Genomic DNA, 24647 nt, shown 5'->3' with positions numbered 1-24647 from the left:
CTTACGCCTCGCACATCACACTTCGTTCTTGGGCACGTATTTGCCCATGATGCACTTATAACTCTGTAGGTGCCACTCATGGTACGGACCCTTGGCGAGCCAATCGGCGATGCCGATCTGCGCATTCACTGCGCAGGCGCCCATGGTGATGCCGGATTGGTCACTCGTGGTGACGACCTTCTCCATGCACAGTTGAGCATTGCAGAGGATTGCGACGAGCGTAACGAGCATGACGGCCTTTATCGGTGGGGTTAACCCGGTCTGTACCGACGACTCATGCAGGGTTCATGCCACTATCAGCAGCTTCGGCGTCACGGCCGGCAAGACCGGGAAAGTACGGCTGGAGCGAATCAGCACACCGGTCAGCGCGTAGCCGCACGCGCGCAGATACGCTATAGTCGCTTCCCAACTACGACGTGAGATCGGGGCGGGCGAGGAACGTTGCGCGGTCGGGGGCTGCATCGATGATGACGTTACCTGAGTTGGCGGCAGGTGCTTTGGAGAAGTTTCTCGCCACGTGGGTCAGCCGCACCTTTGGCGCGTCGCAGGCGCGTTTCGGCGAGCTGCTGCCGGCCGCGGCGCGCATCGCGCTGGAATGCATCGGCAACAGCGATGCGCTCTACCACAATGTCGAGCACACGATGCTGGTCACGCTCGCAGGTCATGACATCATCCGCGGCCGCGCGCTGCACACCCACGTCACCGCCGAGGATTACACCCACACGATCATCGCCTGCCTCACGCACGACATCGGCTATGTGCGCGGCCTGCTGAAGGGCGATGGGCCGGATGGCTACGTCATCGATGCATCCGGCAACAAGGTGGTGCTGCCGCGCGGCTCGTCGGATGCCGGCCTGATGCCGTATCATGTCGACCGCTCGAAGCTCTATGTGCTGGACAGGCTCGAGGCGGTGCTGCCGCTCGATCGCGAGCGCGTCGCGCGCAACATCGAGGGCACGCGGTTTCCGGCGCCCGAAGGCCAGCAATATGACGACGAGGCGGCGATCGTCCGGGCTGCCGATTTCATCGGGCAGCTTGGCGATCCCAACTACATCAGGAAAGCCAACGCGCTCTATCACGAGTTCGAGGAGGTCGGTATCAACCGCCAGCTCGGTTATGAATCGCCGGCCGATATCGTCGACCGTTATCCGCAATTCTATTGGAACATGGTTGCGCCGCACATCCAGGGCGCCATCAACTGCCTGAACATGACGGCAAGCGGCCGTCAGTGGATCGCGAACCTGTACAGCAACGTCTTCCGCGCCGAGCGCGAAGTGACCTTGTCCGGCCCGCAGATCTGACGCGACCTTTCAGCGCGGGCTGCGCTCTGGTCCCCAGGGTGTCCACATTTAGGCCTGCTTCATCGTTGCACAGTCGGTCGAAATCAGCGACCTTGGGCCATGGACCTCTCGAACGACCGTGTTTTCGACCGCTTCAGCATGATCTCCCGTTTCGCTCAATTGATCGTGGCTGCCGTCGTCTGCTGGCCTGCGCTCGCAATGGCCGCCGGCCCGGTCTACGACGTCGACCTGTATGCATTGATGTCCGGCACCTGCCGCAACGTCACCGTTGCGGGCCGCAACTACAGCTGCAAGGCGGTCGCCTACTTCCACACCCTGCGCGGCCGTTCCGAATTCACCGTGGTGCTCGACGATCCCGCCGACAAGAGCCACATCATCTCGTTCTCCGGCGAGAGCACCGAGCGCACCCAGGACAATCTGTTCGAGCTCGCGGTCGACCGCATGCTGCTGAAGTCGAGCGACCGCCCGCGCGTCGATGGCCTGCCGGTGCCGCTGGTCGAGATGTCGACCGGCTCCTGCCGCCAGGTCGGAAGTTTCATCACGCGGCAGGTGTCCACGGTCACCTGCGCCGCGACCGACCAGAACGGCAAGACGTACGAGCTGAGCTTCGAGTCGGATGGCTCGCCGATGACGCTGCGCCGGTTGCGGCAATCGGCGCTGCCGTCGGACCGGCAGCGGGCGCGCCAGATCGCGCAGCTCGAATGCCGTCTCAAGGCGCGGGCCGCGCAGGTCCTGCCGCGCGACACCACGGCCTTCATGATCCGCTGCCTCGGCGAAGGCGACGGCAAGCCGGCCGACGAACAGCGATAGCCGCGTGCCCGGCGCTCCGGACAAGGCTTTTGGGAGAATTCGATGCGCTTGAAATTCGCCATCATCGCCGCCATCGGCGTGTGTCTCGCCGGGTCTGCCGGCGCGCAAATGTACGATCCGAAATATCCGGTGTGCATGGAAGTCTATGAAGGCAGGCTGACGCCCGAATACGTCGATTGCAGCTTCACGTCGCTTCCGCAATGCCAGGCAACGGCCTCGGGGCGATCGGCGACTTGCTCGGCCAATCCCTTCTACAAGGGGCCGAGAACGCCGCCGAAGGAGCCCGGGCATCGGCAGCGCCAACGGAACGGCTAGAGCATGATCCGGAAAAGTGGAAACCGGTTTTCCGAAAAGATCATGCTCAAACAAAGAGATGAGATCGTGATGCGTTTCCGTGGAAACGCATTACGATCTAGCGCAACCGGGCATCGGCGGTTGCCGGCCTGTGACGACTTGCATGGGCATTGTGTCGATGATCGTGTTGACTAACTCCGGCCGTTGTGAGGAAACCTTCCGAGCAATAAGGAGAATCCGATGCGCCTGAAACTTTTCGCGATCGCCGCGTTCGCGGTCGCGCTGGCCGGACCTGCCGCCGGACAGGCCTACGATCCGAACTATCCCGTCTGTTTGCATCTCTATAACGGGCCGATGGCCGGAGACCACATCGATTGCAGCTACACCTCGATCCCGCAGTGTCAGGCGACCGCGTCGGGTCTCTCTGCGATGTGCATCGTCAATCCCTTCTTCGCTCCCCCGCCGCCACCTCCGGAACGTCGGGTGCGCCGCGGGCGGCCTCCCGTTCAGTGAGGCGGACCTGCGAAGCTCGTCCCGTCAAAGCGGCACACGCAAGGCGTCGTAGGTGAACAGCCAGTCATAGCGCTCGCGCACCCGGTCCGGCTGCCATTCGCGCGAGACATAGGCATCGGCGCCTTCGGCATCGGCGAGCGCCGGATTGTGGAAGCGTCTGGCGTTCTCGGCCGACTTCATCACGATCGTATTGGTCCGCGTCAGCCGCGCGGCCTGATAGCGCTGCAGCGCCTCCTCGGGGAGAAAGCGTTCGAGGCAACGCGCCAGCACCATGCCGTCCTCGATCGCCATGTTGGCGCCTTGCGCCAGGAACGGCAGTGTCGGATGCGCCGCGTCGCCGAGCACGCAGGCGCGCCCGACGACGAAGCGATCGAGCGGGTCGCGGCCGAGCAGCGCCCATTTGTAGGGAATGTCGAGATTGTCGATGATGGTGTGGATCTCGGGATTCCATCCGGCAAAGGCGCTGCCGCAGGCCTCGCTTGTGCCGCGCTCGGTCCACGACTCGACCGACCAGCTCTCGCCCTCGAAGATGCCGACGAAGTTCAACAGCTCGCCGCGCCGCACCGGATAGGTGATGACGTGGCCGCCGGGGCCGACCCAGTTGGTGCCGACGTCGCGCCTGAGGCTCGCCGGCAGCCCTGCCATCGGCACCAGGCCGCGCCAGGCGGCCACGCCCGCGAAAAACGGCTTGGTGTCGCCGCCGATCTGCCGGCGAATTTCGGAATGAACGCCGTCGGCGCCGACCACGATGTCGCCGCGGCGCCGCTCGCCATTGGCGAGTTCGAGCCAGATGCCGTCGCCGTCCTGGTCGAAACCGGCACAGCGGCTGCCGAGATGCAGGCACCCCGGTGCCCGTGCAGTGAAGGCGTCGACCAGCACGCGGTGAAAGTCGCCGCGATGCACCATCCAGTAGGGCGCGCCATAGATCGCGCGCGAGGCGGCGCCGAGATCGAACAGCTTCCAGGTCCGCCCGGTGCTGAACAGCCTGATTTCCTTGCCCGAGGGCTCGCAGGCGATCGCCTGCATCGGTTGCTCGAGGCCGAGCGCGATCAGGACGCTCGTGCCGTTGGCGCTGAGCTGGACACCGGCGCCGAGCTCGCGCAGCTCGGACGCCTGCTCGAAGATCTCGACCTCGATGCCCCGCTGCAGCAGCGACAGCCCCGCGACGAGGCCGCCGATCCCGGCGCCGGCAATCAGGACCTTTGGTCTGCGTTGTGAGTTCACGCCAGTTGTCCGCCGCTATCTGCGCGTGACTAGGAAGTCGTCGGTGAACTCGCCGCGCGAGACCTTGACCGGGATCTCGCCCTCGCTGCCGATCTCGACGATTTCCGAGCCCGACTTGTTATTCTCTGATGTCAGCAGCTCGATGCGCTCGGCGATCCGTTCCGCCTGCCAATCCGTCAGCTTCCAGGCGAACCGGCCGCCGAGATCGCGCATGCCGAATTCGCCGTCGGCCGGCGCCAGCACCAGCTCGTTGCGCGAGATTGCCCCGGGAATGCGCTCCGCGACCGCGATGGCTTGCGGGTTCTCGGCGAAGCGCCGCAACAGCTTCGCCAGCGCGGCAAGGTCCGCGGCTTCGCCGAGGAACAGGAACAGCGGATGGAAATCGCTCGGCATGTATTCAAATCGCAGCATGATCCGTTGTCCGTTGGCCGGAGCTACTCGCTGAGCACCTTGATGACGTCCTGCGCATGGCACAGCTCCACCGTGCCGACGTCGCCGGGACGGGCAGGGCACTCCAGGTAACGTACCTGCAGCCACTGTCCGTCATCCATGTTCTCCACCACCTCGGCGATGACGCCGGCCTCAAGTTTCAGCCGCGTCCCCACCTTGATCGCCATCACGTCAATCATTGCTACTCCTGACCTCGCTCAGAAGAACGTGGTGAGATTCTTGGCCAGCAGGATGTTCTGTTCAAGCAATATCTCGCGCCGCGCGATCCTCCAGCCGTCGTCGGTCAGCCGCAGCGTGTCGTTGCGGCGGCCGACGAAGATGTAGGTCTCGTACTCGACGCGGTTCTGGTAGACGAGGAAGCGGCTGGCGACATCGAGCTCGCGGGCCGCGCCGATATCCGGCCGCGCGCCCTTGATCTGCACGTTGCTGACGATGTGCGTGATCCGCGACAGCGGCTCCTCGGCATAATGCACGCCGGTCAGGATCTGCTCGACCCGCTTGGTCAGCGTCCACTTGTCCTCGTCGAACCAGCTGATGCCTTCGCCGCGCCTGGTGTTCTCGCGGGCGGCCTGCTGGCCGAACTTCACATTGCGCCGGATCGGCATGAAATAGCTGATGTCCTCGGTGAGCAGCTCGAGCCAGTCGCGAAAGCACCGGTCGTCGAGCAAATCGGCCTCATGGTAGTAGAAATCCTCGACATCGGCCTTCAGCCGGTAATACGTCGCCGATCGTTCGATCGCGGCGTTGCCGGCGTGCTGTTGTTTGTCCTGATCCTGAACGGTTGTCGTCATAGGGTTCTCCTCATCAGCCATCGCGCTTGTCAGAGCGTCGGCTTGGGCGGCATCGGTCCGCCCTGCTGGGCAAAGCAGCCGACATCGATCACGGTGCCGGACAGCGTTTCCGCTTCCGGCGACAGCAGGAAGGCGACCACATTGGCGATGTCGTCGCCGGCCGCAACGCGGCCTGCGGCGGTGCCCGGCGCACTCTTGCCGAAGCGCGACGCATCGCCGCCGACGCGGCCGAGGCTCATGCCGCTGACGATGCCGCCGCCGCCGGGGATCACGGTGTTGACGCGGATGCGCTGATGGAAGAAGTCGTAGGCCATCGCCGCGCTCAGTGCGACAACGCCGCCCTTGCTCGCGCTGTAGACCGCCATGTTCGGCTTGCCCCAGCCGGCGCCGGACCCGATGTTGACGATCGAGCCGCCGCCCTGCGCGATCATGTGCGGGATCGCGGCGCGGCTGGTCAGATACGGGCCCTTCAGGTTGACCGCCATGATGCGGTCGAACAGCGCCTCGTCGGTGTCGAGCACGGTGCCGAGCGGGCCGATCGCGGCGTTGTTGACGACGCCGTCGATGCGGCCGAACCGCGTCATGGCATGTGCAACCACTCTGGCGACATCGCCGGCTTGCGACACGTCGGCTTCCATCAGTTCGGCGGACAAGCCTTCACGATCGAGTTCTTCGCGCAGGGCCGGAATCGCGTTCTGCGCGGTGCTGGAGATTTGCGGCGCCTCGAGCCCGAACGCCACCACCGCATGGCCGCGCCTGGCGAGGCCGAGCGTGATCGCGCGGCCGATGCCGAAGGTGCCCCCGCTGACGAGGACGGTTTTTGCCGGGGTGCTCATTCTGCGGCCTGCCGGTTGCCTGCGGGGGAACCGAGCAGCTCGTGCCAGTCGCCGCCCTGCATGTAGCTGGTCCAGCGGCGGTAGAAGCCGCGTGCGATCTGTTCGGTGACCTGCTTGGAGACGTCGCCGCCGAGCGGATGGTCGGTGACGTAGGCGCCCATCGACTGCTGATAGTTGAAGGGATAGCGCCGTGCCACCGTGCCGGTGCTCGCCGCGGTCGCATAGAGCCAGTTCTCCATGTCGTCCTGCTCGGTCATGCCGGCCGGGCCGGAGTAGCGCATGTAGTAGCGGCGCAGATATTCCTTGGCTTCCTTCGGCGCGTCCTTGTCGACCAGGAAGAAGCGCCAGCCTTCGGTCGAGGTCGGGCTGTGCGGATGCCAGGCGCAAAGGCCGCGCGGCTGGCGGCCGTGATAGGAGGTGTTGGGGAAGATCGTGCCGACGAACGGCAGTAGCCGCGCCTGTTCGCCGAGCCGCCGCTTGCGCTCCTCGAAGCAGTGCCGGAAGTATTTTTCGAGGATCGGATTGTCGAGGAACGACTCGATATATTCGTTGGCCTCCGGCTGGATCGCGCTGTGCACGCCATGTCCTTCCGGAAAGCTGATCCAGACGTGCTCCGCCTTCTCCAATTCGTCGTCGCGGCGGCCCTTCTTGCCGGCCGCAGCGCTCGGGCCGATGCCGATCAGGTCAACCGAGCGGTGGCTCGGATTGTGATAGGTGTCGCCCAGGAAATTCTCGGCGGCGAATTTCCAGTTGGCGGGGAAATACCCATTTGTGGACGCCGATCACCTCGGAGCCGCCCTCGCGGCCGTCGCGGCAGTCGAGCGCCTGATCGAGATGGATCTTGGCGTCGCCGAGATAGGTGATGAAGTCGGGCGCATCCTTGTCCCAGGTCGCCCAGATCGAGCCCTTGTAGTTGCAGAGTTTCGCCACCGAGACCAGCGAGTTGGCCTCGCGGTCGAGCACCCCGTCATAGAGCGTCCGGTGCAGCGGAACGCCCTGCAGCTTGCCGTCGGTCGTGTAGGTCCAGCTGTGATAGGGGCAGGTGAACAGCGACGTGTTGCCCTGCTCGTAGCGGCACACCTTCATGCCGCGGTGCCGGCACGAATTGAGGAAGACGTGGATCTCGCCCTTCTTGTCGCGGCAGAGGATGACGGATTCCTCGCCCATCCGCGAGGTGTAGAAGTCGCCGGGATTGGGCACCAGGCTCTCGTGACCGACCATTAGCCAGGCGCGGGTGAAGACCTTGTCGAGTTCCTGCCGGTAGATGTCGGCATCGACGAAGATCTCGCGGCTGATGAAGCCGCCCTTGACGTCAACAAGCTGATCGAAATCGTTGCGAAGCGGCATCGGCTCCTCCTTGTTCTTCCATGGGCGACGGTGCGTCGCGGCGAATGATGGCGCGTCCTATTTGTCGAGCTTGCAGCCGCCGGCGCCTTCGGGGCGAAATGCCTTGTCGCCGGGAATGACCGCGATCTTCTGGTAGTAGTCCCAGAGATATTTGCTCTCGTCCGGCTTTTTCACGCGATAGAGCGAGAGGTCGTAGACGACGCGGCCGTCCTTGCGGATGTGCGCGGGGCGGCCGAAGAAATCGACCGGCAGCTTGCGCATCTCGGCATTGACCGCCTTCGCCTCGTCGCTGCCGCCGGCCTCGATCGCCTTCAGATAGTGGCGTACCGCGGCATAGGTCGCGGCCTGCAATTTGGTCGGCTCGCGCTTCTCGATCTCGATGAAGCGCTTGGCGAAGGTGCGGGTGCCGTCGTCGTCATCCCAGTAATATTGGGATGCGATGTACATGCCCTGCGCGTCGCGCAGGCCGATCGAATGGACGTCGGAGATGAAGGTCAGCATGCCGACGATGGTCTGCCCGCCCTGTTGCAGGCCGAATTCATGGGTCTGCTTCACCGCATTGACGGTGTCGGCGCCGGTGCCGGCCAGCGCCACCACCTTGGCGCCGGAGTTTTGGGCCGCCAGCAGGAAGGACGAGAAGTCGGTGGTGTTGAACGGATAGCGCACCGCGCCGATCACCTTGCCGCCGGCATCGGTGACCGCGCGCGAGGCATCCTTCACCATCGCGGTGCCGAACGAATAGTCGACTGCGACGAAGAACCATTCCTTGCCGACGCGGCGGCTCAGTTCGCCGACCAGGCCGGCCGACAGCGCGTAGGTGTCGTCGGCCCAATGGGTGATGACGGGCGAGCATTTGTCGCCGGTGAGGTCTGATGTCGCCGCGCCCGAGACCAGTGCGGTCCGGTTGCTCTGCGTCGCGAGCCCGGCGACCGCGAGGCCGACCGAACTCACCGCGAGGTCGGTCACCGCGTCGACATGATCGACATCGAACCACTGCCGCGCGATCCCGACCGCGACGTCGGGCTTGTTCTGGTGATCCGCCGAGATGATCTCGATCGGCTTGCCCAGCACCTTGTTGTGAAAATCCTCGGCGGCGAGCTTTGCGGCGGTCACCGAGCCCGGCCCGCCGAGATCGCGGCCGCTGCCGTAGTCGCCCAGCACCGCAATCCGCACCACGCCGTCCGAGATAGCAGAGCCATCAGGCGCGGCGTGCGCCAGCGGCGTCGAGAGCATCAGCGTGGCGATCGCAGCGGCAGCCCATCTGCGCGAGGCGTCTGTCTGAAACAATTCCAATCCTCCCGTCGTTTTCTACATGTCCATCTAGTGGACATTATTCTCATAATTTGCGATAGTATCCCTGCGGGCCGATTGGTCAAGCGCGCTGGATGCAGCGCGCCCTGCCGAATTTGCGGATGTGGACGGATGGCGAAGAAACCGAAGGCGGAAGATCAGGACGCGGAGCAGGGGGCGTCAGGCGTGCGGGCGGTCGATCGCGCGATCGCGATCCTGCAATGCTTCACGCCCGACCAGCCGGCGATGAGCGTGATCGAAATCCAGAAGCGCGTCGGGCTGAGCCGGCCGACGCTCTATCGTCTGCTGCAGACGCTGGCGCAGCGCGACCTGATCCAGTCCGAAGGCGACCCGCAGCGCTTCCGGCTGTCGCACGGCGTGATGAAGCTGTCCCATGTCTGGCTGAAGGGGCTCGAGGTCGTCGCGGTCGCACGTCCGGTCGTCGAAGGCCTGCGCGAGGCGACCGGCGAGACCGCCGCGTTGTTTCGCGAGCAGGACGATCGCGGCATCTGCATCCTCGAATGCGAGAGCCGTCATGTGTTGTCGATCAGCCGCGGCGTCGGCCACAGTTTGAGCCTGACGCAGGGATCGACCGGCAAGGCGATGCTGGCCTTCATGGACCCGGCGCGGCAGGCCAGGCTGCTCTCGACCGTTGCACCAAGCGCCGAGCGCGCGCGGATCGAGGAAGCCCTGAGCTTTGCGCTGCGCAACGGCTATGCGACCAGCCACGGCGAGATCTTCGCCGGCGCGGTCGCGGTCTCCGCGCCGTGTTTCGATCATCGCGGCGACGTCGTCGGTTCGGTCGGTCTCTACGGACCGAGCGCGCGGATCGACGAGCAGAAGCTGCTGGACTATTCCAGGCTGGTGCGCGAGGCGGGCCGGCGGATTTCAGTGCTGCTCGGCTATCAGGACGGCGCGCCCATCGCGTAGGGCTTAAGCACTGCGTAGAGCATGTCGTGGGTCGGTGTCGGGACGCCAAGCTTGCGGCCGAGCTCGACCACCTTGCCGTTCAGCCAGGGTAGTTCGAGCCGGTTGCCGCGCTCGAGATCGAGCGCCATCGAGGCCTTCATCGCCGGCGGCGCGTGGCCGATGAAGTCGAGCACCTTCGCAAGCGGGTCCGGCGGCAGCTTGATGCCGCTGGCGTTGGCGATGGCGATGATCTCCTCGCAGGCCGACACGAACAGCGGGCGCAAATCGGGATCGTCGCGCAGCCTGCCGATCGGCTGGCGCGTGACCGCGGTCATGCCGGCATTGGTGGCGAGGCCCACGAACTTCATCCAGAGTTCGGTGTTGATCTGCTCGCTCAGCGTCGCGTCGAAGCCGGCTTTCAGGCAAAGCTCGAGCAGCGCCTTGCCGCGCGGCGTGATGCGGCCGTCAAGCTCGCCGAAGATCATGCGCATGAAGGTCCCGACCTGGTTGATCACGCCGGGCTTGATGATCGAGGCAGAGATCTGCGCGACGCCGCCCATCACGGCGTTGCGTCCGAGGATCGGGATCAGCCTGTCGGGCGCGTCGATGCCGTTCTGCAGCGGGATCACCGCGGTGTCGGGACCGACCATCGGCTTGATGTGCGCCCCGGCGCTTTCGACGTCCCACAGCTTGACGCAGAACAGCACGATGTCGACCGGGCCGACGCGTGCGGGATCGTCGGTCGCCTGGGTCGGGACCAGATGGGTTTCGCCGCGGCCGCCCTGGACCTTCAGCCCCTCGCTCTGCATGGCGGCGAGGTGGGCGCCGCGCGCGATGAAGGTGACGTCGGCCCCGGCATGCGCGAGCGCCGCACCAAAGCCGCCGCCGACGCCGCCGGCCCCCACCACTGCGATCCGCATGACCTGTCTCCCTGTCCGTCGCTTCGGCCGGCAGCCTCGACGATGTCGGATCAATGTGCAACCCGGTTGCGTAGCACGCAACCGGCTGCGCTGAAAACCGCGTGACCGCCGCGGCAGCGGCCTTATGCGCCATCTTCCTGCGTTGACTTGCGCGTTCAACCCGCTAAGCCATCCCGCAACGTGGGGAGGGACGCGGTGGAGAATTCAGAGCCGACGGCAATCGCGCTTGATGGCGCGACGGTGGCGTTCCGGTTGGCGGATGGACGGGTCTATACCGCGGTCGAGCAGGCCAATCTTGCGGTCGCGCATGGCGAGTTCGTCGCCATCGTCGGCCCGACCGGATGCGGAAAGTCGACCCTGCTCAACGTCACGGCGGGGCTGTTGAAACCCGTGGCGGGAACGGCGCGGATCTTCGACAAGCCGCTCGGCGGCCTCAACCGTGACGCCGGCTACCTGTTCCAGGCCGATGCGCTGTTCCCGTGGAAGACCGCGATCGACAATGTCGCGATCGGGCTCGAGATATCGGGCACGCCGCGCGCCGAGGCGCTCGCGCGTGCGCAGAAATGGCTGACCTCGGTCGGGCTCGGCGCCTTCGCCAATCGCTATCCGCACATGCTGTCGGGCGGCCAGCGCAAGCGCGTCGCGCTGGCCCAAGTGTTGATCCGCGATCCGAAGATCCTGTTGATGGACGAGCCGTTCGGCCCGCTCGACGCCCAGACCCGGCAGATCATGGGCAATCTGCTGCTGGAATTGTGGACCGCCGACCGCAAGGCGGTGCTGTTCGTCACCCATGATCTCGAGGAGGCGATCGCGCTTGCCGACCGCGTCGTGATCATGTCGGCCGGCCCCAGTGCGCGCATCATCGGCGACTGGCGCATCACGCTGGCGCGACCGCGCGATATCTCCGAAATCAGGATGGAGAAGGATTTCCACGCCCTGCATCGCGAGATCTGGAGCGTGCTGAAGGACGAGGTGATGAAGGGTTATGTGCAGTCGACGCAGGCGGGAGCCGCCTGATGTCGCGCGTCACATTGCTGGCCCTGCAGGTTCTGGTCGCCGTCGTCACGCTGGTGTTGTGGCAGGTCTTCTCCACCGTGCCGGTGTTCGGCAAGGTGCTGCTGCCGCCGTTCTTCTTCTCCAACCCGGTCGACGTCTTCAGCCAGATCGTCAAATGGTTCTCGAGCGGGGTGATCTGGAAGCATCTGGCGATCACGCTGTGGGAATCGATCCTCGCCTTCGTGATCGGCTCGGCCGGCGGCATCCTGGTCGGCTTCTGGTTCGCGCGGCAGCCGCGCGTCGCCGCGGTGTTCGATCCCTATGTGAAGATGGTCAACGCGCTGCCGCGTGTGGTGCTGGCGCCGATCTTCGCGCTGTGGTTCGGGCTCGGCGTCTGGTCCAAGGTCGCGCTCGGCGTGACGCTCGTGTTCTTCATCGTGTTCTTCAACGTCTACCAGGGCGTCAAGGAAGTGCCGACCACGGTGGTCGACAACGGCCGCATGCTCGGCATGAACGAGCGGCAGCTGATGCGCCACGTCTATTGGCCCTCGGCGCTGTCCTGGGTGTTCTCCTCGCTGCACACCTCGGTCGGTTTTGCCGTGGTCGGCGCGGTGGTCGGCGAATATCTCGGGTCCGCGGCCGGCCTCGGCTACCTGATCCAGCAGGCCGAGGGCGTGTTCGACGTCGCCGGCGTGTTCGCCGGCATGTTCGTGCTGTCGGCCTTCGTGATCCTGATCGACATGGGCGTGACGATGGCGGAGAAGCGGCTGCTGGTGTGGCGGCCGACGGCGGCGGCGCGGGACTAGGTCACGGCCGGCGCAGCCTCCATCAGCTCGCGGATCTTCTCCGTCACATCGGGCTCGATCGGATTGTAGACGATCATGCTGAGGTCGGACCGGCCGTCGACTGCGAACGCGGAATATTCGAAGGAGATCGGGCCGAGGATCGGGTGCCGGAGCTGCTTGACGCCCTCGCCATGGGTTCGCACGTCGTTGTCGCGCCATAGCGCCGCGAATTCCGGGCTGAGCCGGCAGAGCTCGTCGACGAACGGCTGCACCTCGGCGGCCGCGCCGGCGCGCGCCGCGTCCACCCTGAAGGCGCCGACCACGAAGCGCGCCACGCTGGCCCAATCGTGTTGCGCGGCGCGGACGCGCGGATCGAGGAACATGAAGCGCAGCACGTTGCGCTCGCGCGGCGGCAGCGATCCGTAATCCGTCAGCATCACGGTCGCGGCCCGGTTCCAGGCCACGATGTCCCACGTCGCGGTCCTGATGACGGCGGGACGCGGCTCCAGCGCATCGAGCACGCGTTGCAGCCGTGGCGTCACGCCTTCACTTTTTTGGTAGCGCACCTCGGGTGTGCGGCCGAGGCCGAGCAGGAACAGGTGCTCGCGCTCGACATCCGTCAGCATCAGCGCACGCGCGATGCGGTCGAGCACGTCGGCCGACGGCGCGCCGCCGCGGCCCTGTTCAAGCCAAGTGTACCAGGTCGCGCTGATATTGGCGCGCTGCGCCACTTCTTCACGGCGAAGGCCCGGCGTGCGCCTTCGCTCGGGGGGAAAGCCGAACGTCACAGGATCGAGCTTGCTGCGGCGGTCCTTGAGGTAAGCGCCGAGCAGGTTCTCCTGCGCGAGCAGTTCGCTCATGCTGTTACCTATTATACCATGATGTAGTCACTACTTTACCACGATAGCACGACGACCCAGATTTGTCTCCAGCAGAACCTGGAGACTTGCCGATGCGCATGTTCGTCGCTGGAGCGACCGCAACCGTTCCTTCCACGCCGTGGCCGATGCGGGCGTGCCTCGCCGGCATCGATCACCTCGCATGTCTCTCGCAATAACGGCGGAGAACACACCATGACAGACGCAACGATGTCGCTCGATGGCAAGCGTGTGATTGCGATCGGAGGATCGTCGGGGATCGGCTTCGCCGTCGCGGCGCTGGCGCAGGAGCGCGGCGCCGAGGTGGTAATTGCTTCCAGCAACACCGCCAATGTCGATGCGGCGGCGGCGCGGCTGCCGGGATCTTCCGGCCGCACCGTCGATCTGCGCGACGAAGCCGGCGTGTCGCGCTTCTTCGCAGAGGTCGGCAGCTTCGATCACCTCGCGATCACGGCGGGCGATCGGGGCGTCCCGGCGTTCGGCGCGGCGCGCGATCTCGATCTCGCTGCGGCGCGCGAGGCTCTTGCCTTGCGTTTCTGGGGCTCGCTCGCGGCGGTCAAGCACGGCAGCCGCGTGATCGCTGCGGACGGATCGATCACCCTGACCGGCGGCATGTTGGCGCATCGCCCGCAAAAGGGGATGCCGTTCGTGACCGCGGCGGCGGGCGCCATGGAGAGCCTGGCCCGCGGCCTCGCCGTCGATCTCGCGCCGGTCCGGGTCAATGCGGTGTGCCCCGGTCTCATTCTCACCGAGCGCGTCACGCAGATGCCGGAGGAGAGGGTGCGGGGTTATGTCAAAGGCCTGCCGCTGCCGCGCGCTGCATCGCCGGGCGAGGCGGCCACGGCCTATCTCTATCTGATGCTGAACAGCTACGTGACCGGGCAGACGCTTGCGGTGGATGGCGGCGGTCTGTTGGTGTGAGCCGCGCGCTCAGAGCGGGAAGCACCGCATGTAGGCCGCGAACAGCTGCCCGTCGTTATGACTCACCAGCTCCGAGGCGATCGCGTCGGCAATCTCAAGATCGCGGTTCTGCACGCGCAGCCATGCCTGGGTGTCGGCGGTGATGGTCAGGGCCGGCTCTCCGACGTGACGCCCCGGCACCACCTGGAGTTCCTTGCCCCTGATCATGACAGTCATGTCCAGCGCGCTCGCGCCGGTGAAGCGCAGATGCGTCACGAAATCGAGGCCTCGCGCCCGGCCGCGCTGGAATCCGAGCGAGAGCGAAAAGATGTAGGCCTGCAGGCTGCCGGTATGGCGGCCGGAGGTGACACGCTGGACCTTCTTGTGCGGAAAGCGTCGCGTCACGGTATCCTCGGCGTCGGTATCCGGGATCACGTAGACGAACTCGTCCTTGTCGATCAGCGGCTGCACCACCTCAGTGAAATGCGCGTCGCGATCGTGCAGGAAGGGGCCGATCACGTCCTCGCCGGCCGGGCAGGCCGAGATGCAATAGGCCGCCTTGTAGCCCGGCTTGAATGACAGCGATTGCCAGATGTTCAGCGTCTCGGTGCGGGGCACGCGGGCGCGATAATCCCTTGCGTCCTTTGCATCCGCGACCTTCTCCACCCACTGCGTGAAGTTGCCGAGAAAGTCGTGATAATTGTGGGTGTGGCAGGACAGGAAATCGAAGCCGCCGTCCGGCTTGATGGCGCCGACCGGGCATGCGGCGACGCACAGCTTGCACTCCAGGCAGGGATTGTAGTCGATCGGCTGGTCGTGCGCGTCTACGTCGCAGCCGAGCAGGACGGTGCCGAGCAGGACGAAGCTGCCGAATTGCGGGTGGATGACGCTGCGATGGATTCCCATCCGCCCGAGGCCTGCTTCGACCGCGATCGGCTTGTGCTGGACCATCATGATTCTCGGCAGGTCCATCTCCATCGGGAAGGCGGCGACCGAATTGCAGGCCGGGATGCCGTGTTCGTCGAGCGCACGAACGATGGCGCGCGCGGTCTCGTTGACGTGGTCGTAGGTGCCGTGGAATTCCTCGTTGGCGACCGATCGCGACGGCGAGCGCACCGGCTCGCGGTTCATGTGGCAGGCGATCGCGAGCAGCGAGCGCGTCCGGCCATAGACCTTGCGAATGAAGTCCCGCTGCGGCGCGATGGCGGCGCGGTCGAATTCGATGATGCCGACGTCGTCGGCTCCGCAATTCCGCGCGATCTGCTTGATGAGTTCCGACGACACCGGGACGTCGTGGACCGGCTGGCTGCTGCGTGCGCGTACCGCCCTGACCGTGGGATGATCATCCAGGCTCATGGTCCTGCTCTCCATGAAATTACATTCATCATATTATGGAGCGCGCCGGTGTCAGGCAAGTGAATTATCTGTCAGTGGTCATGTAATGGAACCGCCGGTCGTGTGTTTAGGGGACCCCGTGGTCGCACACGCGATCGTCATTGCGAGGAGCGAAGCGACGAAGCAATCCATCGTTCCGCATATGCCGAGAGATGGATTGCTTCGCTTCGCTCGCAATGACGGTAGAAAGACCGCCGCATCAATCCAGCAGCTTGGTGTCGTCGGGCGCCTGCGGCGGCGTCTTGATCGCGATCGCCTTGAGGGCGCGGCCGTTCGGCTTGGTGCCGCCATGCGGCGTGCCCTTCGGGATCACAATCAGGTCGCCGGGCTTCACCGTCACCTCCTTGTCGCCGAGCCAGACCGTGCCGGTGCCTTCGAGGATGAACTGCATCTCGTTGGTGTTGGGATGCATGTGCTTCGGCACGTTGCCGTCCTGGATCGAGACCGTGGCGCCGTCGGCCGAGACGAACATTTTTGAGCGGAAGCCTGTCTTGTTGGCGTCGCCGAGCTTGTCGCCCTCCATCTCGCCGGTGTGGATCACCTGCGCCGTGATGCTCTCGGCCGCGAGCGCCGGCCGCAGCAAATGGGTGACGCCGCAGCCGGCGGCGAACGCCGCGGCAATCGACAACGTGGTTGCAATGCGATTCATGAAGACCTCCCTTGGTGTTTGCCTTGAAGTATTCTTGTCTTGCTCAAGCGGCGGCGATGCTATGCCGTCGCCGCAGGCTTGGCCAGCTATCGGAAAGTCGCCTTCTCAAGCCGTGCCGGCTCCTCTATCTTGCGTGCCAGTCGAACGGAGGACGTCATGAACAAATGGCTTGGCAAACTTGCCGGAACGCTGCTGGCGCTGACCCTGTCCACGGGCCTTGCCGCGGCGCAAAGCAAGATCACCATCGCGGTCGGGGGCGGCGCCTGCCTGTGCTATCTGCCCACCGTGCTGGCCAAGCAACTCGGCGAATACGACAAGGCCGGGCTTGCGGTCGAGCTGGTCGACCTCAAGGGCGGCTCGGACGCGCTGAAGGCCGTGCTCGGCGGCAGCGCCGACGTCGTCTCCGGCTATTTCGACCACTGCGTCAATCTCGCGGCCAAGAAGCAGGAGCTGCAGGCCTTCGTGGTCTATGACCGCTACCCCGGCCTGGTGCTGGTGGTGTCGCCGAAGCACACCGGCGAGATCAACTCGATCAAGGATCTCGCGGGCAAGAAGGTCGGCGTCAGCGCGCCGGGCTCCTCCACCGACTTCTTCCTGAAGTACCTGTTGAAGAAGAACGGCCTCGATCCGGCCGGCACCGCCGTGATCGGCGTCGGCCTCGGCGCCACCGCGGTGGCGGCGATGGAACAGGGCCAGATCGATGCCGCCGTGATGCTCGATCCCTCCGTCACCGTGCTGCAAGGCAACTACAAGGACCTCAAGATCCTCAGCGACACCCGCACCCAGCACGACACGCTCGCGGTGTTCGGCGGCGAATATCCCGGCGGCGCGCTTTATTCGACCACGGCCTGGGTCAACGGCCACGAGAAGGAGGTGCAGGCGCTGACCAACGCGATCATGGCGACGCTTTCCTGGATCCATTCGCATTCCGCCGAAGACATCATGGCCAAGATGCCGGAGGAGATCGTCGGCAAGAACAAGGAGCAATATCTGGCGGCGCTGAAGAACACGATCCCGATGTTCTCTGAAACCGGCAAGATGGATCCGAAGGGCGCCGAAGCCGTGCTTGCCGTGTTCAGCGAGGGGTCGCCCGACGTCGCGAAGGCCGGCATCGACGTCACCAAGACCTACACCAACAAGTTCGTCGATCAGGTCAAGAAGACGACCGGAAGCACGAAATAAACGCGTGCGAGCGAGCATGCAGTCTCCGCTCATCTGTCGCGTCACCGCGCTCGACCTCGCCCTGCAGCGGCGTCCCTGGCCGTTCGCGGACGAGCGGCGCGCCGAGATCGATGCGCATTTCGCCGAGCAGCGGCGGCTGAACCCGAACCTGTGGAACGGCCGCGTCCTGCTCGGGCGCGATCCGGTGTTTGCCGGCGAGCGGCTCAGCGCGAGCTACTTCGAGACCGATTTCGCAAGCTTCCTCGCCTGGCGCGACTGGGGCTTTCCGGACCGCGAGGTATTCAACGGCTTCGGCATGGGCGCGCTGCTCTCAAGCGACGGCGCCTTCGTGTGCGGGGTGATGGGCGAGCAGACCGCGAATGCCGGCCGGATCTATTTTCCCTCCGGCACGCCCGATCTCGACGACATCAGGGGTGAGACGGTCGATATCGCCGGCAGCGTGATGCGCGAGCTCGAGGAGGAGACCGGCCTCACCGCGGCGGATTGCCATGCGGATCCCGACTGGCACTGCATCTACACCGGCGTTGCGCTGGCGATGATGCAGATCCTGCGCGTCGATAAGCAGGGTGATGCGCTGCGTGCCCGGATCGAGGCCAACCTGGCGCGCCAGGACAATCCCGAGCTTGCCGGCATCCATCTGGTCCGCAGCCGCGCCGACCTTAACCCCGCCATGCCGCGCTTCGTCACCGCGTTCATCGAAACGCAGCTGCCGGCGTAGAGCCTGCATGGATGTCCGTTTCCGAGAGCAGGTCCCAATCGACGCAAACGACCCGGGCAAGACGAACCGGATCACGAGCTCGAATCTGTTCGGACGCCATTGCGGAAATTTTGCCGCCACGCGGTTGGAACCGAGCGCCGTTTATCGCATTCATTTCTCAGTGGTAATTGCAACTTGCCAGGCTTGTGATGCTGTACACGGCACCGATCGCAGTGCCAGGGGCGCCACACGTGATCGTCATCGGGAATGAGAAAGGTGGCTCAGGAAAGACGACGATCGCGATGCATCTGGCTGTCGCGCTTCTGAAGCAGGGGCAGCGGGTCGGCACCGTCGATCTGGACAGCAATCAAAGGGCCCTGACGCGCTACATCGAAAACCGGCGCATCTGGGCCAACCACCGACGGATCAATCTGGAAATTCCGTCGCATCGTTACATTCGGCGTGCGGAGGGCGCGAAGCCTGACGACAATGAGGCCGCAGAAGTGGAGGCTTTCGGGGCGGCGGTCTCCAGCCTCAAGGGATCTCTCGATTTCCTGGTAATCGATACCCCTTCAACAGATACTTACCTGATGCGTCTCGCCCACCTCGTGGCGGATACGCTGCTGACGCCCGTCACTGACAGCTTTCTTGACCTCGGCACCCTGGCCTCCACCGATCCCATCACACACGAAGTGACGGGAGCGGGTCACTATGCGGAGTTGGTCTGCGACGCCCGCAGGCGACGCCTCCAATTTGACCGGAGCCATACCGATTGGGTTGTCATCCACAACCGCTCATCGGCGCGTCGGTTGGTGCGGCAGAGTCTTGCCGAAGCGGGAGCAAGGCTGGCGTTCAGGCCTCTCGGAGGTTGTTCCGAGCGAAACGTGTATCGCCGGTTCTCCGCCTCCGGGCTCACCGTCCTTGATGCACTGGACGAAGCAATCCTCGGTGAGCGCCCGGATCGGTCGCACCGATTGGCTCAACAGGAGATGCATCTTCTCATCGAGCTGTTGAGGCTGCCGATCAGCGAGCGCGCACGCCGGCGGGCCGCGGCGCGCGCGGAGTGGTTTCTGTCAGCACATGCGCCGCTTGATACTGGGGACCTGCTGGCCGATGAAATTGCCGATTCACAGGAGCCGGCCCACTGTCCGTGATTCCCGGAACGGCCCGACGTGCGAATGTCGCCCAAAGCGCAGCGCGCGGCCCATTGTAGTCTCGTGGGGGCTCTTTGCGCATAGCGGCATGAATCCACTGCATTGATGCAGATCAAGGCAAGTGGAACTCGTTCGGCTACCCTCCGAAGACATCAGGAGGGGCTCGCCATGTCGATCAGCCGTCGTCAAGCACTTGCAATACTGGGTGCCGCAGTTTCGCCCATCGCGATTTCTCGAGCTGCGCACGCCGATTTTGATGGTCCGGTTATGCGGGCGCTGGAGGGCGGCGAAGATTTCTGGCTCGCCCAGGATGCCTATATCTACGGATATCCGCTCGTGACGATGGAGATGACCCGCCGGGTCATGACAAACGTTGCCGCCGTGGAAGGCACACGCGGGCCGATGGGGCAACTCATCAAGCTCCGCAAGTACCCGGATGCCAGCTTCAGGGACGTAACGGCGCCCAACGCCGACACCCTCTACACATCGGCCTGGATCGACGTGGGAGACGAGCCTTGGGTCTTGAGCATGCCGGACATGAAGGACCGTTACTTCCTTTTTCCGATGCTGGATGGCTGGACTACCGTCTTCCAGGTGCCGGGCAAGCGAACGACCGGCACCAAGGCGCAGACCTACGCGATTACCGGACCGGGCTGGAAGGGAACACTTCCGGCAGGGGTCAAGGAGTACAAATCTCCCACGAGCATAGTCTGGATTTTGGGCCGCATCTACTGCACCGGCACGCCGGAAGATTACGCAGCCGTACACGCCGCGCAGGACGAGTTCAAGCTTGTGCCCCTCAGCGCCCACGGCAAATCGTACACACCCCCGCCGGGCAAGGTCGATGCCTCGATCGACATGAAGACGGCGGTTCGCGAGCAGGTCAACCGTATGGATGCCGCGGCCTATTTCACCCTTCTCGCGCAACTGATGAAGCGCAATCCGCCCACGGCCGCCGATGCACCCGAGGTCGCCAAGTTCGCGAAGATCGGTCTTGTCCCGGGCCAGGATTTCGATCCGAGCAAATTCGATGTCGCGTTCGCCAAGCGGGTCCCGCAGGTGGCATTCGACCGGATCATGTTGCAGTTCAAGGTCAACAAGGCGGTCCGGAACGTGAACGGCTGGGCTTTCGATAGCGAAACCGGCATCTATGGCACCAACTATTTCAACCGTGCCTTTGTCACCGCAATCGGACTTGGCGCCAATCGAATTCAGGATGCGTGCTATCCGACATCGCAGAAAGACGTCGACGACAAGGACTATCTCGGCAGCAACAAATACGTCATGCACTTCCCGAAGGGGCAGCTGCCTCCGGTCGCAGGCTTCTGGTCGCTCACGATGTATGACGAAAACTACTTCTTCGTCCCCAATCCGATCAACCGCCAGTCGATCAGCGCCCGCCAGAACCTCAAATCCAACCCGGATGGCTCGATCGATCTCTACATCCAGAAGGACAGTCCAGGTCCGGACAAGGAGAGCAACTGGCTTCCCGCACCTGCGGGCAAGTTTATCCTGATGTTGCGGATGTATTGGCCGAACGAGAAGTCGCCGTCGATCATCAACGGGACCTGGAAGCCGCCGCCGGTACGGAAGGTGACAAGCACGAAGGAAGTTTCGCGCTGACCCTGCGGTCGATGGACGGAGGCGGGCCCGATGCTGTTTCCCGACACTCCGTCCATCGAACAACTATCGCAGGTGATCGTCCAGGTCACCGCTCCGTCGTTCCTGCTCGGAGCTGTTGCCGGGTTCGTTTCGCTGCTGATCGCCCGCATGAACCGGGTGAGCGACCGGATCCAGGCGCTCAATGCAATCGCAGATAGCGACCGCACCAAAGCAGGGGCGACGGACATGCCCCAGCTGAGGCGCCGCGCCGAATTGCTGAACCGGGCGATCGTGCACTCCGCGATGAGCGCAATACTCACGTGCTTGCTCGTGATTGTGGCGTTCGTCAGCGCATATTTCCGGCTGCGGCACGAATTTGGTGTCGCCGTGCTTTTTGTTGTTGCTCTCTGCTTCTTCATGGCGGGGTTGGTAAATCTCGTCCGTGAAACCTGGATTTCCGTGCACGAGTATGCGCTGGATCGCTAGAACCGGAGTCGCTTCCGCGCATCGCCGCCGGCCGATGGCCGACGTTCGTTCAGGCTTTCTCCCGTGGGGCTATTTTGAGAGCCAGGCGGACGCAGGCTTTATGATCGCTCGCCCTGACGCCACGCGTCGGCACCTTTCCGCCGAAACTTTGCGCAAGCCTGCGCCGTGGCGACGCAGCCATCGCGCTTGACATCACCGGCCGCTCCCCCTGTGATAGGGCCGCACGACAACAAAAAATGCAGTGCACAATCTCTGGGGAGGGATTCATGCCGGTCAGGAGGGCCGCCCGCTGGCTCGCGGGTCTGTCTGTCGCGGTTGCAGCGCTGGGCGCGGCCGTTCCAGCGCAGGCGCAGGACAAGAAGATCAAGATCGGCGTGATTTTCGATTTAACCGGCCCTTTGGCCGGCGGCGGCTCCGAGCTGCAATATACCGGCGTCAAGATCATGCTCGACCATTACGCTAAGACCGGCGTCGAGGGTTACAAGGTCGAGGCGGTCTATGCCGACGCGCAGAGCAAGCCCGACATCGCCATCAACGAGGCCGTCCGCCTGCTCGAGCAGGAGAAGGTCGACATGGTGATGGGCTTCTTCTCCTCGGCGCAATGCGTGCCGGTGGCGGCCCGGGTCGACCAGATGAAGAAATTCATGTGGATCACGACCTGCATCTCCTCGGGCGTGTTCGACGGCAAGAACTACAAATACGTGTTTCGCCCGCAGGCCGCCGGCAACCAGTACGGCATGATGACGACCGACTTCATCGCGCAATATTCGATGTCCAAGTTCGGCAAGGAGCCGAAGGACCTGCGGGTTGCCATCATCCATGAGGACGGCGCCTATGGCGTCGACGTCTCCAAGGGCAACGAGGCCGGCGCCAAGAAGGCCGGCTTCAACGTCGTGCTCAAGGAGGGCTATTCGGCGACCGCGCCCGATCTGTCGGCGCTGGTAACCAAGCTGAAGCGCGCCAAGCCTGACGTGATTTTCCACACCGGCTACAATCCGGACATTACCCTGCTGTTCCGCCAGGCGCGCGAGCAGGGGCTGAAGTTCGGCGCCATCGTCGGTCACGGCGCGGGCTACGGCGTCTACGAGAAGCTGAAGGAAGGCCTCGGCGCCGACGCCAACTATCTCTTCAACACCGATCCGATCTCGATCTGGCTCGCCAATCAGAAGGGCATGGATCCGAAACTGCCGCCGGTCATCAAGATGGTCGGCGAGGAGTTTGACCGGCTGAAGCCCGGCGTGCCGATCCGTTCCGCCCATGTCGGCATCGGAGCGGCCAACGCCTATGTGTTCCTCGACGACGTGCTGCCGCGCGCGATCAAGAAATACGGCGGCGTCGATCCGGATGCGCTGCGCAAGGCCGCGCTCGACACCGACATCCCCGAGGGCGGCACCATGCTCGGCTACGGCGTGAAGTTCTACGGCGAGGGCGAGCGGTATGCCGGGCAGAATGCGCGCTCGTTCCCGGTGGTGCTGCAATATATCGACGACAAATCCTACGTGGTGTGGCCGAAGAGCCAGATGCAGCGCGAGACCGAGCTGCCGCTGCCCGCCGGTACCACCTACAGCTACAAATAGCTCGCTTTTGGAAGGAACCGCCGTGCTCGCCGTCGAAGGCCTGGTCAAGCGGTTTGGCGGCTTTCGCGCCGTCAACAACGTGTCGTTCCGCGTCGAGCAGGGCGAGATCCTCGGCCTGATCGGCCCGAACGGCTCGGGCAAGAGCACAATCTTCAACATGCTGTCGGGCACGCTGCCGCCGACCTCGGGCTCGATCCTGTTCGACGGCCACGAGATCGCGGGCCTCGCTCCGCACCGGATCATCGTCGGCGGCATCGGCCGCACCTTCCAGATCCCGCGGCCGTTCCATCGGCTGAGCATTTTCGAGAATGTCGCGCTGGCCGGCTTCTACGGCCAGGGCCGGCATAGTCGCAGCAAGGCCGAGGAGGCGGCCGAGCGCGCGCTCGCGATGGTTGGGCTACCGACCGATCGTCATGCCAGCGTCGAGGGCCTCGGCGCCGCCGGATTGAAGAAGCTGGAACTGGCCAAGGCGATCGCGACCGGGCCAAAACTGTTGCTCGCCGACGAAAGCCTCGGCGGCCTCGACGAGGCCGAGATGGACCAGGCTGCCGACATGCTGCGCCGGATCCGCGACGAGCTCGGCATCACCATCATCTGGGTCGAGCATATCATGGGCGTGTTGATGCGCGTGGTCGATCGCGTGATGGTGCTCGATCACGGCGAGAAGATCGCCGAAGGGCTGCCGGCCGATGTCGCCGGCGATGCCCGGGTGATCGAGGTCTATCTCGGCACCGATGCGGATGCGAGCCTTGCGGCGGCGGCCGCCGCGCAGGCGCGCCGGCGGATCGGGGCGTGAGCCGCATGCTGGAATTGAAATCGATCGATGCGGGCTATGGCAGCTTCCAGGCACTGTTCGACGTCAGCCTCGACGTCAGGGCGGGCGAGGCGGTCGGCGTGATCGGGCCGAACGGCGCCGGCAAGACCACCCTGATGCGCGTGATCTCCGGCTTGATCCGCCCGATCAGGGGCAGCATTGCGATGGAGGGCACCGACGTCGTTGCAACCCCGCCGCATCGCATCGTCAGCCTCGGGATCGCGCATGTGCCGGAGAATCGCCGGCTGTTTCCGCGGCTCACGGTGGCGGACAATCTCAAGATGGGCGCCTACATGCAGGGCGCCCGCGCACATTACGCCGAGCGGCTGGAGTTCGTGTTCGAGCTGTTCCCGCGGCTCAAGGAGCGCCTGCAGCAGATGGCCGGCACCATGTCGGGCGGCGAGCAGCAGATGTGCGCGATCGGCCGCGCGCTGATGTCGAACCCGAAGCTGCTGCTGCTCGACGAGCCGTCGGCCGGGCTCGCGCCGGTCGTGGTGCAGCAGGTGTTCGAGCTGGTCAAGCGCATCCGCGCCTCGGGGCTGACGGTCTTGATCGTCGAGCAGAATGTGCAGCAGGTGCTGCGCGTGGTCGACCGCGCCTATCTGCTGGAAGCCGGCAGCATCCGCGCCGCCGGCTCGGCAGCGGAGCTCGCGGCCAGCGACACCATCAAGCAGGCGTATTTGGGGGTGTAGGGGATGATAACCGAGAAACGGACGAGTGCCCTCACGCATTTCCCCGTCATCCTGAGGAGCCGCGAAGCGGCGTCTCGAAGGATGAATCGGCCACAGACGGGCCGTGCTTCCTTCGAGGCTCGCAAGAGCTCGCACCTCAGGATGACGGCTAACTG

29 protein-coding genes are annotated in these 24647 nt (G+C 64.6%); 16 read left to right on the top strand and 13 right to left on the bottom strand.

All coding sequences use genetic code 11. From position 1 onward, the window contains the following. Nucleotides 1–15: 15 nt before the first annotated feature. Nucleotides 16–231 carry a hypothetical protein gene (locus ACVILL_RS01600; RefSeq protein ID WP_016844293.1) on the bottom strand — a complete coding sequence of 72 codons (216 nt, stop codon included), beginning with the start codon at nt 229–231 and terminating at the stop codon, nt 16–18. A 233-nt stretch (nt 232–464) separates the two neighbouring features. Here ACVILL_RS01600 and ACVILL_RS01595 point away from each other — a divergent pair, with 233 nt between their 5' ends. From ACVILL_RS01595 to ACVILL_RS01580, 4 genes are all read left to right on the top strand, one after another. After that, nucleotides 465–1301, top strand: a complete 837-nt coding sequence (locus tag ACVILL_RS01595) for a metal-dependent phosphohydrolase (RefSeq protein WP_456727535.1) — start codon at nt 465–467, stop codon at nt 1299–1301. Nucleotides 1302–1400: 99 nt separating this feature from the next. After that, nucleotides 1401–2111, top strand: coding sequence for a hypothetical protein (locus ACVILL_RS01590; RefSeq protein ID WP_456727534.1), 711 nt, complete (start codon nt 1401–1403; stop codon nt 2109–2111). Between the two features lie 42 nt (nt 2112–2153). Next, entirely contained in the window at nt 2154–2426 is a 273-nt protein-coding gene (locus ACVILL_RS01585; protein ID WP_456727533.1) for a DUF3551 domain-containing protein, read from the top strand. A 219-nt stretch (nt 2427–2645) separates the two neighbouring features. After that, nucleotides 2646–2918: a DUF3551 domain-containing protein gene (locus ACVILL_RS01580; RefSeq protein ID WP_456727532.1), complete on the top strand. Its 273-nt coding sequence runs from the start codon at nt 2646–2648 to the stop codon at nt 2916–2918. A gap of 24 nt (nt 2919–2942) precedes the next feature. Here the strand turns inward: ACVILL_RS01580 and ACVILL_RS01575 are convergent, their stop codons facing one another. From ACVILL_RS01575 to ACVILL_RS01540, 8 genes are read right to left on the bottom strand one after another with little or no spacing between them, the layout of a single operon-like run. Next, nucleotides 2943–4142 carry an FAD-dependent monooxygenase gene (locus ACVILL_RS01575; RefSeq protein ID WP_456727531.1) on the bottom strand — a complete coding sequence of 400 codons (1200 nt, stop codon included), beginning with the start codon at nt 4140–4142 and terminating at the stop codon, nt 2943–2945. A 15-nt stretch (nt 4143–4157) separates the two neighbouring features. Then, nucleotides 4158–4553 (bottom strand): hypothetical protein, encoded by a 396-nt coding sequence (locus ACVILL_RS01570; RefSeq protein WP_456727530.1) that lies wholly within the window; start codon nt 4551–4553, stop codon nt 4158–4160. A gap of 23 nt (nt 4554–4576) precedes the next feature. Then, complete coding sequence (locus ACVILL_RS01565) at nt 4577–4771, bottom strand: hypothetical protein (RefSeq protein ID WP_456727529.1); 195 nt, start codon at nt 4769–4771, stop codon at nt 4577–4579. Between the two features lie 18 nt (nt 4772–4789). Next, the gene (locus ACVILL_RS01560) at nt 4790–5383 is read right to left on the bottom strand and encodes a 3-phenylpropionate/cinnamic acid dioxygenase subunit beta (protein WP_456727528.1); all 594 of its coding nucleotides are present in this window, start codon (nt 5381–5383) and stop codon (nt 4790–4792) included. Nucleotides 5384–5412: 29 nt separating this feature from the next. Beyond that, the gene (locus ACVILL_RS01555; protein ID WP_456727527.1) at nt 5413–6219 is read right to left on the bottom strand and encodes an SDR family NAD(P)-dependent oxidoreductase; all 807 of its coding nucleotides are present in this window, start codon (nt 6217–6219) and stop codon (nt 5413–5415) included. Beyond that, the gene (locus ACVILL_RS01550) at nt 6216–6944 is read right to left on the bottom strand and encodes a hypothetical protein (RefSeq protein ID WP_456734141.1); all 729 of its coding nucleotides are present in this window, start codon (nt 6942–6944) and stop codon (nt 6216–6218) included. Before ACVILL_RS01550 ends, ACVILL_RS01555 begins: the two co-directional genes overlap by 4 nt. Continuing rightward, a complete protein-coding gene (locus ACVILL_RS01545; protein WP_456727526.1) occupies nt 6904–7566 on the bottom strand; it encodes an aromatic ring-hydroxylating oxygenase subunit alpha in 663 nt (220 codons plus the stop codon). Before ACVILL_RS01545 ends, ACVILL_RS01550 begins: the two co-directional genes overlap by 41 nt. 57 nt (nt 7567–7623) lie before the next feature. After that, nucleotides 7624–8859, bottom strand: a complete 1236-nt coding sequence (locus ACVILL_RS01540; RefSeq protein ID WP_456727525.1) for an ABC transporter substrate-binding protein — start codon at nt 8857–8859, stop codon at nt 7624–7626. A 129-nt stretch (nt 8860–8988) separates the two neighbouring features. Between ACVILL_RS01540 and ACVILL_RS01535 the strand changes: the two genes are divergently transcribed. Next, nucleotides 8989–9786: an IclR family transcriptional regulator gene (locus tag ACVILL_RS01535; RefSeq protein ID WP_456727524.1), complete on the top strand. Its 798-nt coding sequence runs from the start codon at nt 8989–8991 to the stop codon at nt 9784–9786. Here the strand turns inward: ACVILL_RS01535 and ACVILL_RS01530 are convergent. Further along, entirely contained in the window at nt 9762–10685 is a 924-nt protein-coding gene (locus ACVILL_RS01530; protein WP_456727523.1) for a ketopantoate reductase family protein, read from the bottom strand. The two genes, ACVILL_RS01535 and ACVILL_RS01530, sit on opposite strands and share 25 nt — an antisense overlap. A gap of 195 nt (nt 10686–10880) precedes the next feature. Between ACVILL_RS01530 and ACVILL_RS01525 the strand changes: the two genes are divergently transcribed. Beyond that, the gene (locus ACVILL_RS01525) at nt 10881–11702 is read left to right on the top strand and encodes an ABC transporter ATP-binding protein (RefSeq protein ID WP_456727522.1); all 822 of its coding nucleotides are present in this window, start codon (nt 10881–10883) and stop codon (nt 11700–11702) included. Then, complete coding sequence (locus ACVILL_RS01520) at nt 11702–12487, top strand: ABC transporter permease (RefSeq protein WP_456727521.1); 786 nt, start codon at nt 11702–11704, stop codon at nt 12485–12487. Before ACVILL_RS01525 ends, ACVILL_RS01520 begins: the two co-directional genes overlap by 1 nt. Here ACVILL_RS01520 and ACVILL_RS01515 read toward each other — a convergent pair. Next, nucleotides 12484–13326: a helix-turn-helix transcriptional regulator gene (locus ACVILL_RS01515; protein WP_456727520.1), complete on the bottom strand. Its 843-nt coding sequence runs from the start codon at nt 13324–13326 to the stop codon at nt 12484–12486. The genes ACVILL_RS01520 and ACVILL_RS01515 overlap by 4 nt on opposite strands. Nucleotides 13327–13539: 213 nt before the next feature. Between ACVILL_RS01515 and ACVILL_RS01510 the strand changes: the two genes are divergently transcribed. Next, nucleotides 13540–14265: an SDR family oxidoreductase gene (locus ACVILL_RS01510; RefSeq protein ID WP_456727519.1), complete on the top strand. Its 726-nt coding sequence runs from the start codon at nt 13540–13542 to the stop codon at nt 14263–14265. Nucleotides 14266–14274: 9 nt separating this feature from the next. Here ACVILL_RS01510 and ACVILL_RS01505 read toward each other — a convergent pair whose 3' ends face one another. Next, entirely contained in the window at nt 14275–15600 is a 1326-nt protein-coding gene (locus ACVILL_RS01505; protein ID WP_456727518.1) for a 4Fe-4S binding protein, read from the bottom strand. 238 nt (nt 15601–15838) lie between these two features. Continuing rightward, nucleotides 15839–16288, bottom strand: coding sequence for a cupin domain-containing protein (locus ACVILL_RS01500; protein WP_456727517.1), 450 nt, complete (start codon nt 16286–16288; stop codon nt 15839–15841). A gap of 156 nt (nt 16289–16444) precedes the next feature. On the opposite strand from ACVILL_RS01500, the gene ACVILL_RS01495 reads away from it, so the two are divergent. From ACVILL_RS01495 to ACVILL_RS01460, 8 genes are all read left to right on the top strand, one after another. Next, nucleotides 16445–17470, top strand: coding sequence for an ABC transporter substrate-binding protein (locus ACVILL_RS01495; RefSeq protein WP_456727516.1), 1026 nt, complete (start codon nt 16445–16447; stop codon nt 17468–17470). A gap of 16 nt (nt 17471–17486) precedes the next feature. After that, nucleotides 17487–18188, top strand: a complete 702-nt coding sequence (locus ACVILL_RS01490; RefSeq protein ID WP_456727515.1) for an NUDIX hydrolase — start codon at nt 17487–17489, stop codon at nt 18186–18188. Nucleotides 18189–18376: 188 nt separating this feature from the next. Next, nucleotides 18377–19321: a division plane positioning ATPase MipZ gene (locus ACVILL_RS01485; protein ID WP_456727514.1), complete on the top strand. Its 945-nt coding sequence runs from the start codon at nt 18377–18379 to the stop codon at nt 19319–19321. A gap of 168 nt (nt 19322–19489) precedes the next feature. After that, a complete protein-coding gene (locus ACVILL_RS01480; RefSeq protein WP_456727513.1) occupies nt 19490–20944 on the top strand; it encodes a DUF1254 domain-containing protein in 1455 nt (484 codons plus the stop codon). Nucleotides 20945–20974: 30 nt separating this feature from the next. Continuing rightward, entirely contained in the window at nt 20975–21409 is a 435-nt protein-coding gene (locus ACVILL_RS01475) for a DUF2721 domain-containing protein (protein ID WP_456727512.1), read from the top strand. A 266-nt stretch (nt 21410–21675) separates the two neighbouring features. Then, complete coding sequence (locus ACVILL_RS01470) at nt 21676–22986, top strand: ABC transporter substrate-binding protein (protein WP_456727511.1); 1311 nt, start codon at nt 21676–21678, stop codon at nt 22984–22986. Nucleotides 22987–23008: 22 nt separating this feature from the next. Continuing rightward, nucleotides 23009–23782, top strand: coding sequence for an ABC transporter ATP-binding protein (locus ACVILL_RS01465; protein ID WP_456727510.1), 774 nt, complete (start codon nt 23009–23011; stop codon nt 23780–23782). A gap of 5 nt (nt 23783–23787) precedes the next feature. Continuing rightward, complete coding sequence (locus ACVILL_RS01460; protein ID WP_456734140.1) at nt 23788–24492, top strand: ABC transporter ATP-binding protein; 705 nt, start codon at nt 23788–23790, stop codon at nt 24490–24492. Nucleotides 24493–24647: the final 155 nt, after the last annotated feature.

The organism is Bradyrhizobium sp. USDA 3364, from assembly GCF_054056355.1.
This window is presented reverse-complemented; position numbering and strand designations above follow the sequence as displayed.

Coding starts and splice junctions, on each gene's coding strand:
- ACVILL_RS01600 (WP_016844293.1), bottom strand. CDS start 231: ATGCTCGTTACGCTCGTCGCAATCCTCTGCAATGCTCAACTGTGCATG.
- ACVILL_RS01595 (WP_456727535.1), top strand. CDS start 465: ATGATGACGTTACCTGAGTTGGCGGCAGGTGCTTTGGAGAAGTTTCTC.
- ACVILL_RS01590 (WP_456727534.1), top strand. CDS start 1,401: ATGGACCTCTCGAACGACCGTGTTTTCGACCGCTTCAGCATGATCTCC.
- ACVILL_RS01585 (WP_456727533.1), top strand. CDS start 2,154: ATGCGCTTGAAATTCGCCATCATCGCCGCCATCGGCGTGTGTCTCGCC.
- ACVILL_RS01580 (WP_456727532.1), top strand. CDS start 2,646: ATGCGCCTGAAACTTTTCGCGATCGCCGCGTTCGCGGTCGCGCTGGCC.
- ACVILL_RS01570 (WP_456727530.1), bottom strand. CDS start 4,553: ATGCTGCGATTTGAATACATGCCGAGCGATTTCCATCCGCTGTTCCTG.
- ACVILL_RS01565 (WP_456727529.1), bottom strand. CDS start 4,771: ATGATTGACGTGATGGCGATCAAGGTGGGGACGCGGCTGAAACTTGAG.
- ACVILL_RS01560 (WP_456727528.1), bottom strand. CDS start 5,383: ATGACGACAACCGTTCAGGATCAGGACAAACAACAGCACGCCGGCAAC.
- ACVILL_RS01555 (WP_456727527.1), bottom strand. CDS start 6,219: ATGAGCACCCCGGCAAAAACCGTCCTCGTCAGCGGGGGCACCTTCGGC.
- ACVILL_RS01545 (WP_456727526.1), bottom strand. CDS start 7,566: ATGCCGCTTCGCAACGATTTCGATCAGCTTGTTGACGTCAAGGGCGGC.
- ACVILL_RS01535 (WP_456727524.1), top strand. CDS start 8,989: ATGGCGAAGAAACCGAAGGCGGAAGATCAGGACGCGGAGCAGGGGGCG.
- ACVILL_RS01530 (WP_456727523.1), bottom strand. CDS start 10,685: ATGCGGATCGCAGTGGTGGGGGCCGGCGGCGTCGGCGGCGGCTTTGGT.
- ACVILL_RS01520 (WP_456727521.1), top strand. CDS start 11,702: ATGTCGCGCGTCACATTGCTGGCCCTGCAGGTTCTGGTCGCCGTCGTC.
- ACVILL_RS01515 (WP_456727520.1), bottom strand. CDS start 13,326: ATGAGCGAACTGCTCGCGCAGGAGAACCTGCTCGGCGCTTACCTCAAG.
- ACVILL_RS01510 (WP_456727519.1), top strand. CDS start 13,540: ATGACAGACGCAACGATGTCGCTCGATGGCAAGCGTGTGATTGCGATC.
- ACVILL_RS01505 (WP_456727518.1), bottom strand. CDS start 15,600: ATGAGCCTGGATGATCATCCCACGGTCAGGGCGGTACGCGCACGCAGC.
- ACVILL_RS01500 (WP_456727517.1), bottom strand. CDS start 16,288: ATGAATCGCATTGCAACCACGTTGTCGATTGCCGCGGCGTTCGCCGCC.
- ACVILL_RS01495 (WP_456727516.1), top strand. CDS start 16,445: ATGAACAAATGGCTTGGCAAACTTGCCGGAACGCTGCTGGCGCTGACC.
- ACVILL_RS01490 (WP_456727515.1), top strand. CDS start 17,487: ATGCAGTCTCCGCTCATCTGTCGCGTCACCGCGCTCGACCTCGCCCTG.
- ACVILL_RS01485 (WP_456727514.1), top strand. CDS start 18,377: ATGCTGTACACGGCACCGATCGCAGTGCCAGGGGCGCCACACGTGATC.
- ACVILL_RS01480 (WP_456727513.1), top strand. CDS start 19,490: ATGTCGATCAGCCGTCGTCAAGCACTTGCAATACTGGGTGCCGCAGTT.
- ACVILL_RS01475 (WP_456727512.1), top strand. CDS start 20,975: ATGCTGTTTCCCGACACTCCGTCCATCGAACAACTATCGCAGGTGATC.
- ACVILL_RS01470 (WP_456727511.1), top strand. CDS start 21,676: ATGCCGGTCAGGAGGGCCGCCCGCTGGCTCGCGGGTCTGTCTGTCGCG.
- ACVILL_RS01460 (WP_456734140.1), top strand. CDS start 23,788: ATGCTGGAATTGAAATCGATCGATGCGGGCTATGGCAGCTTCCAGGCA.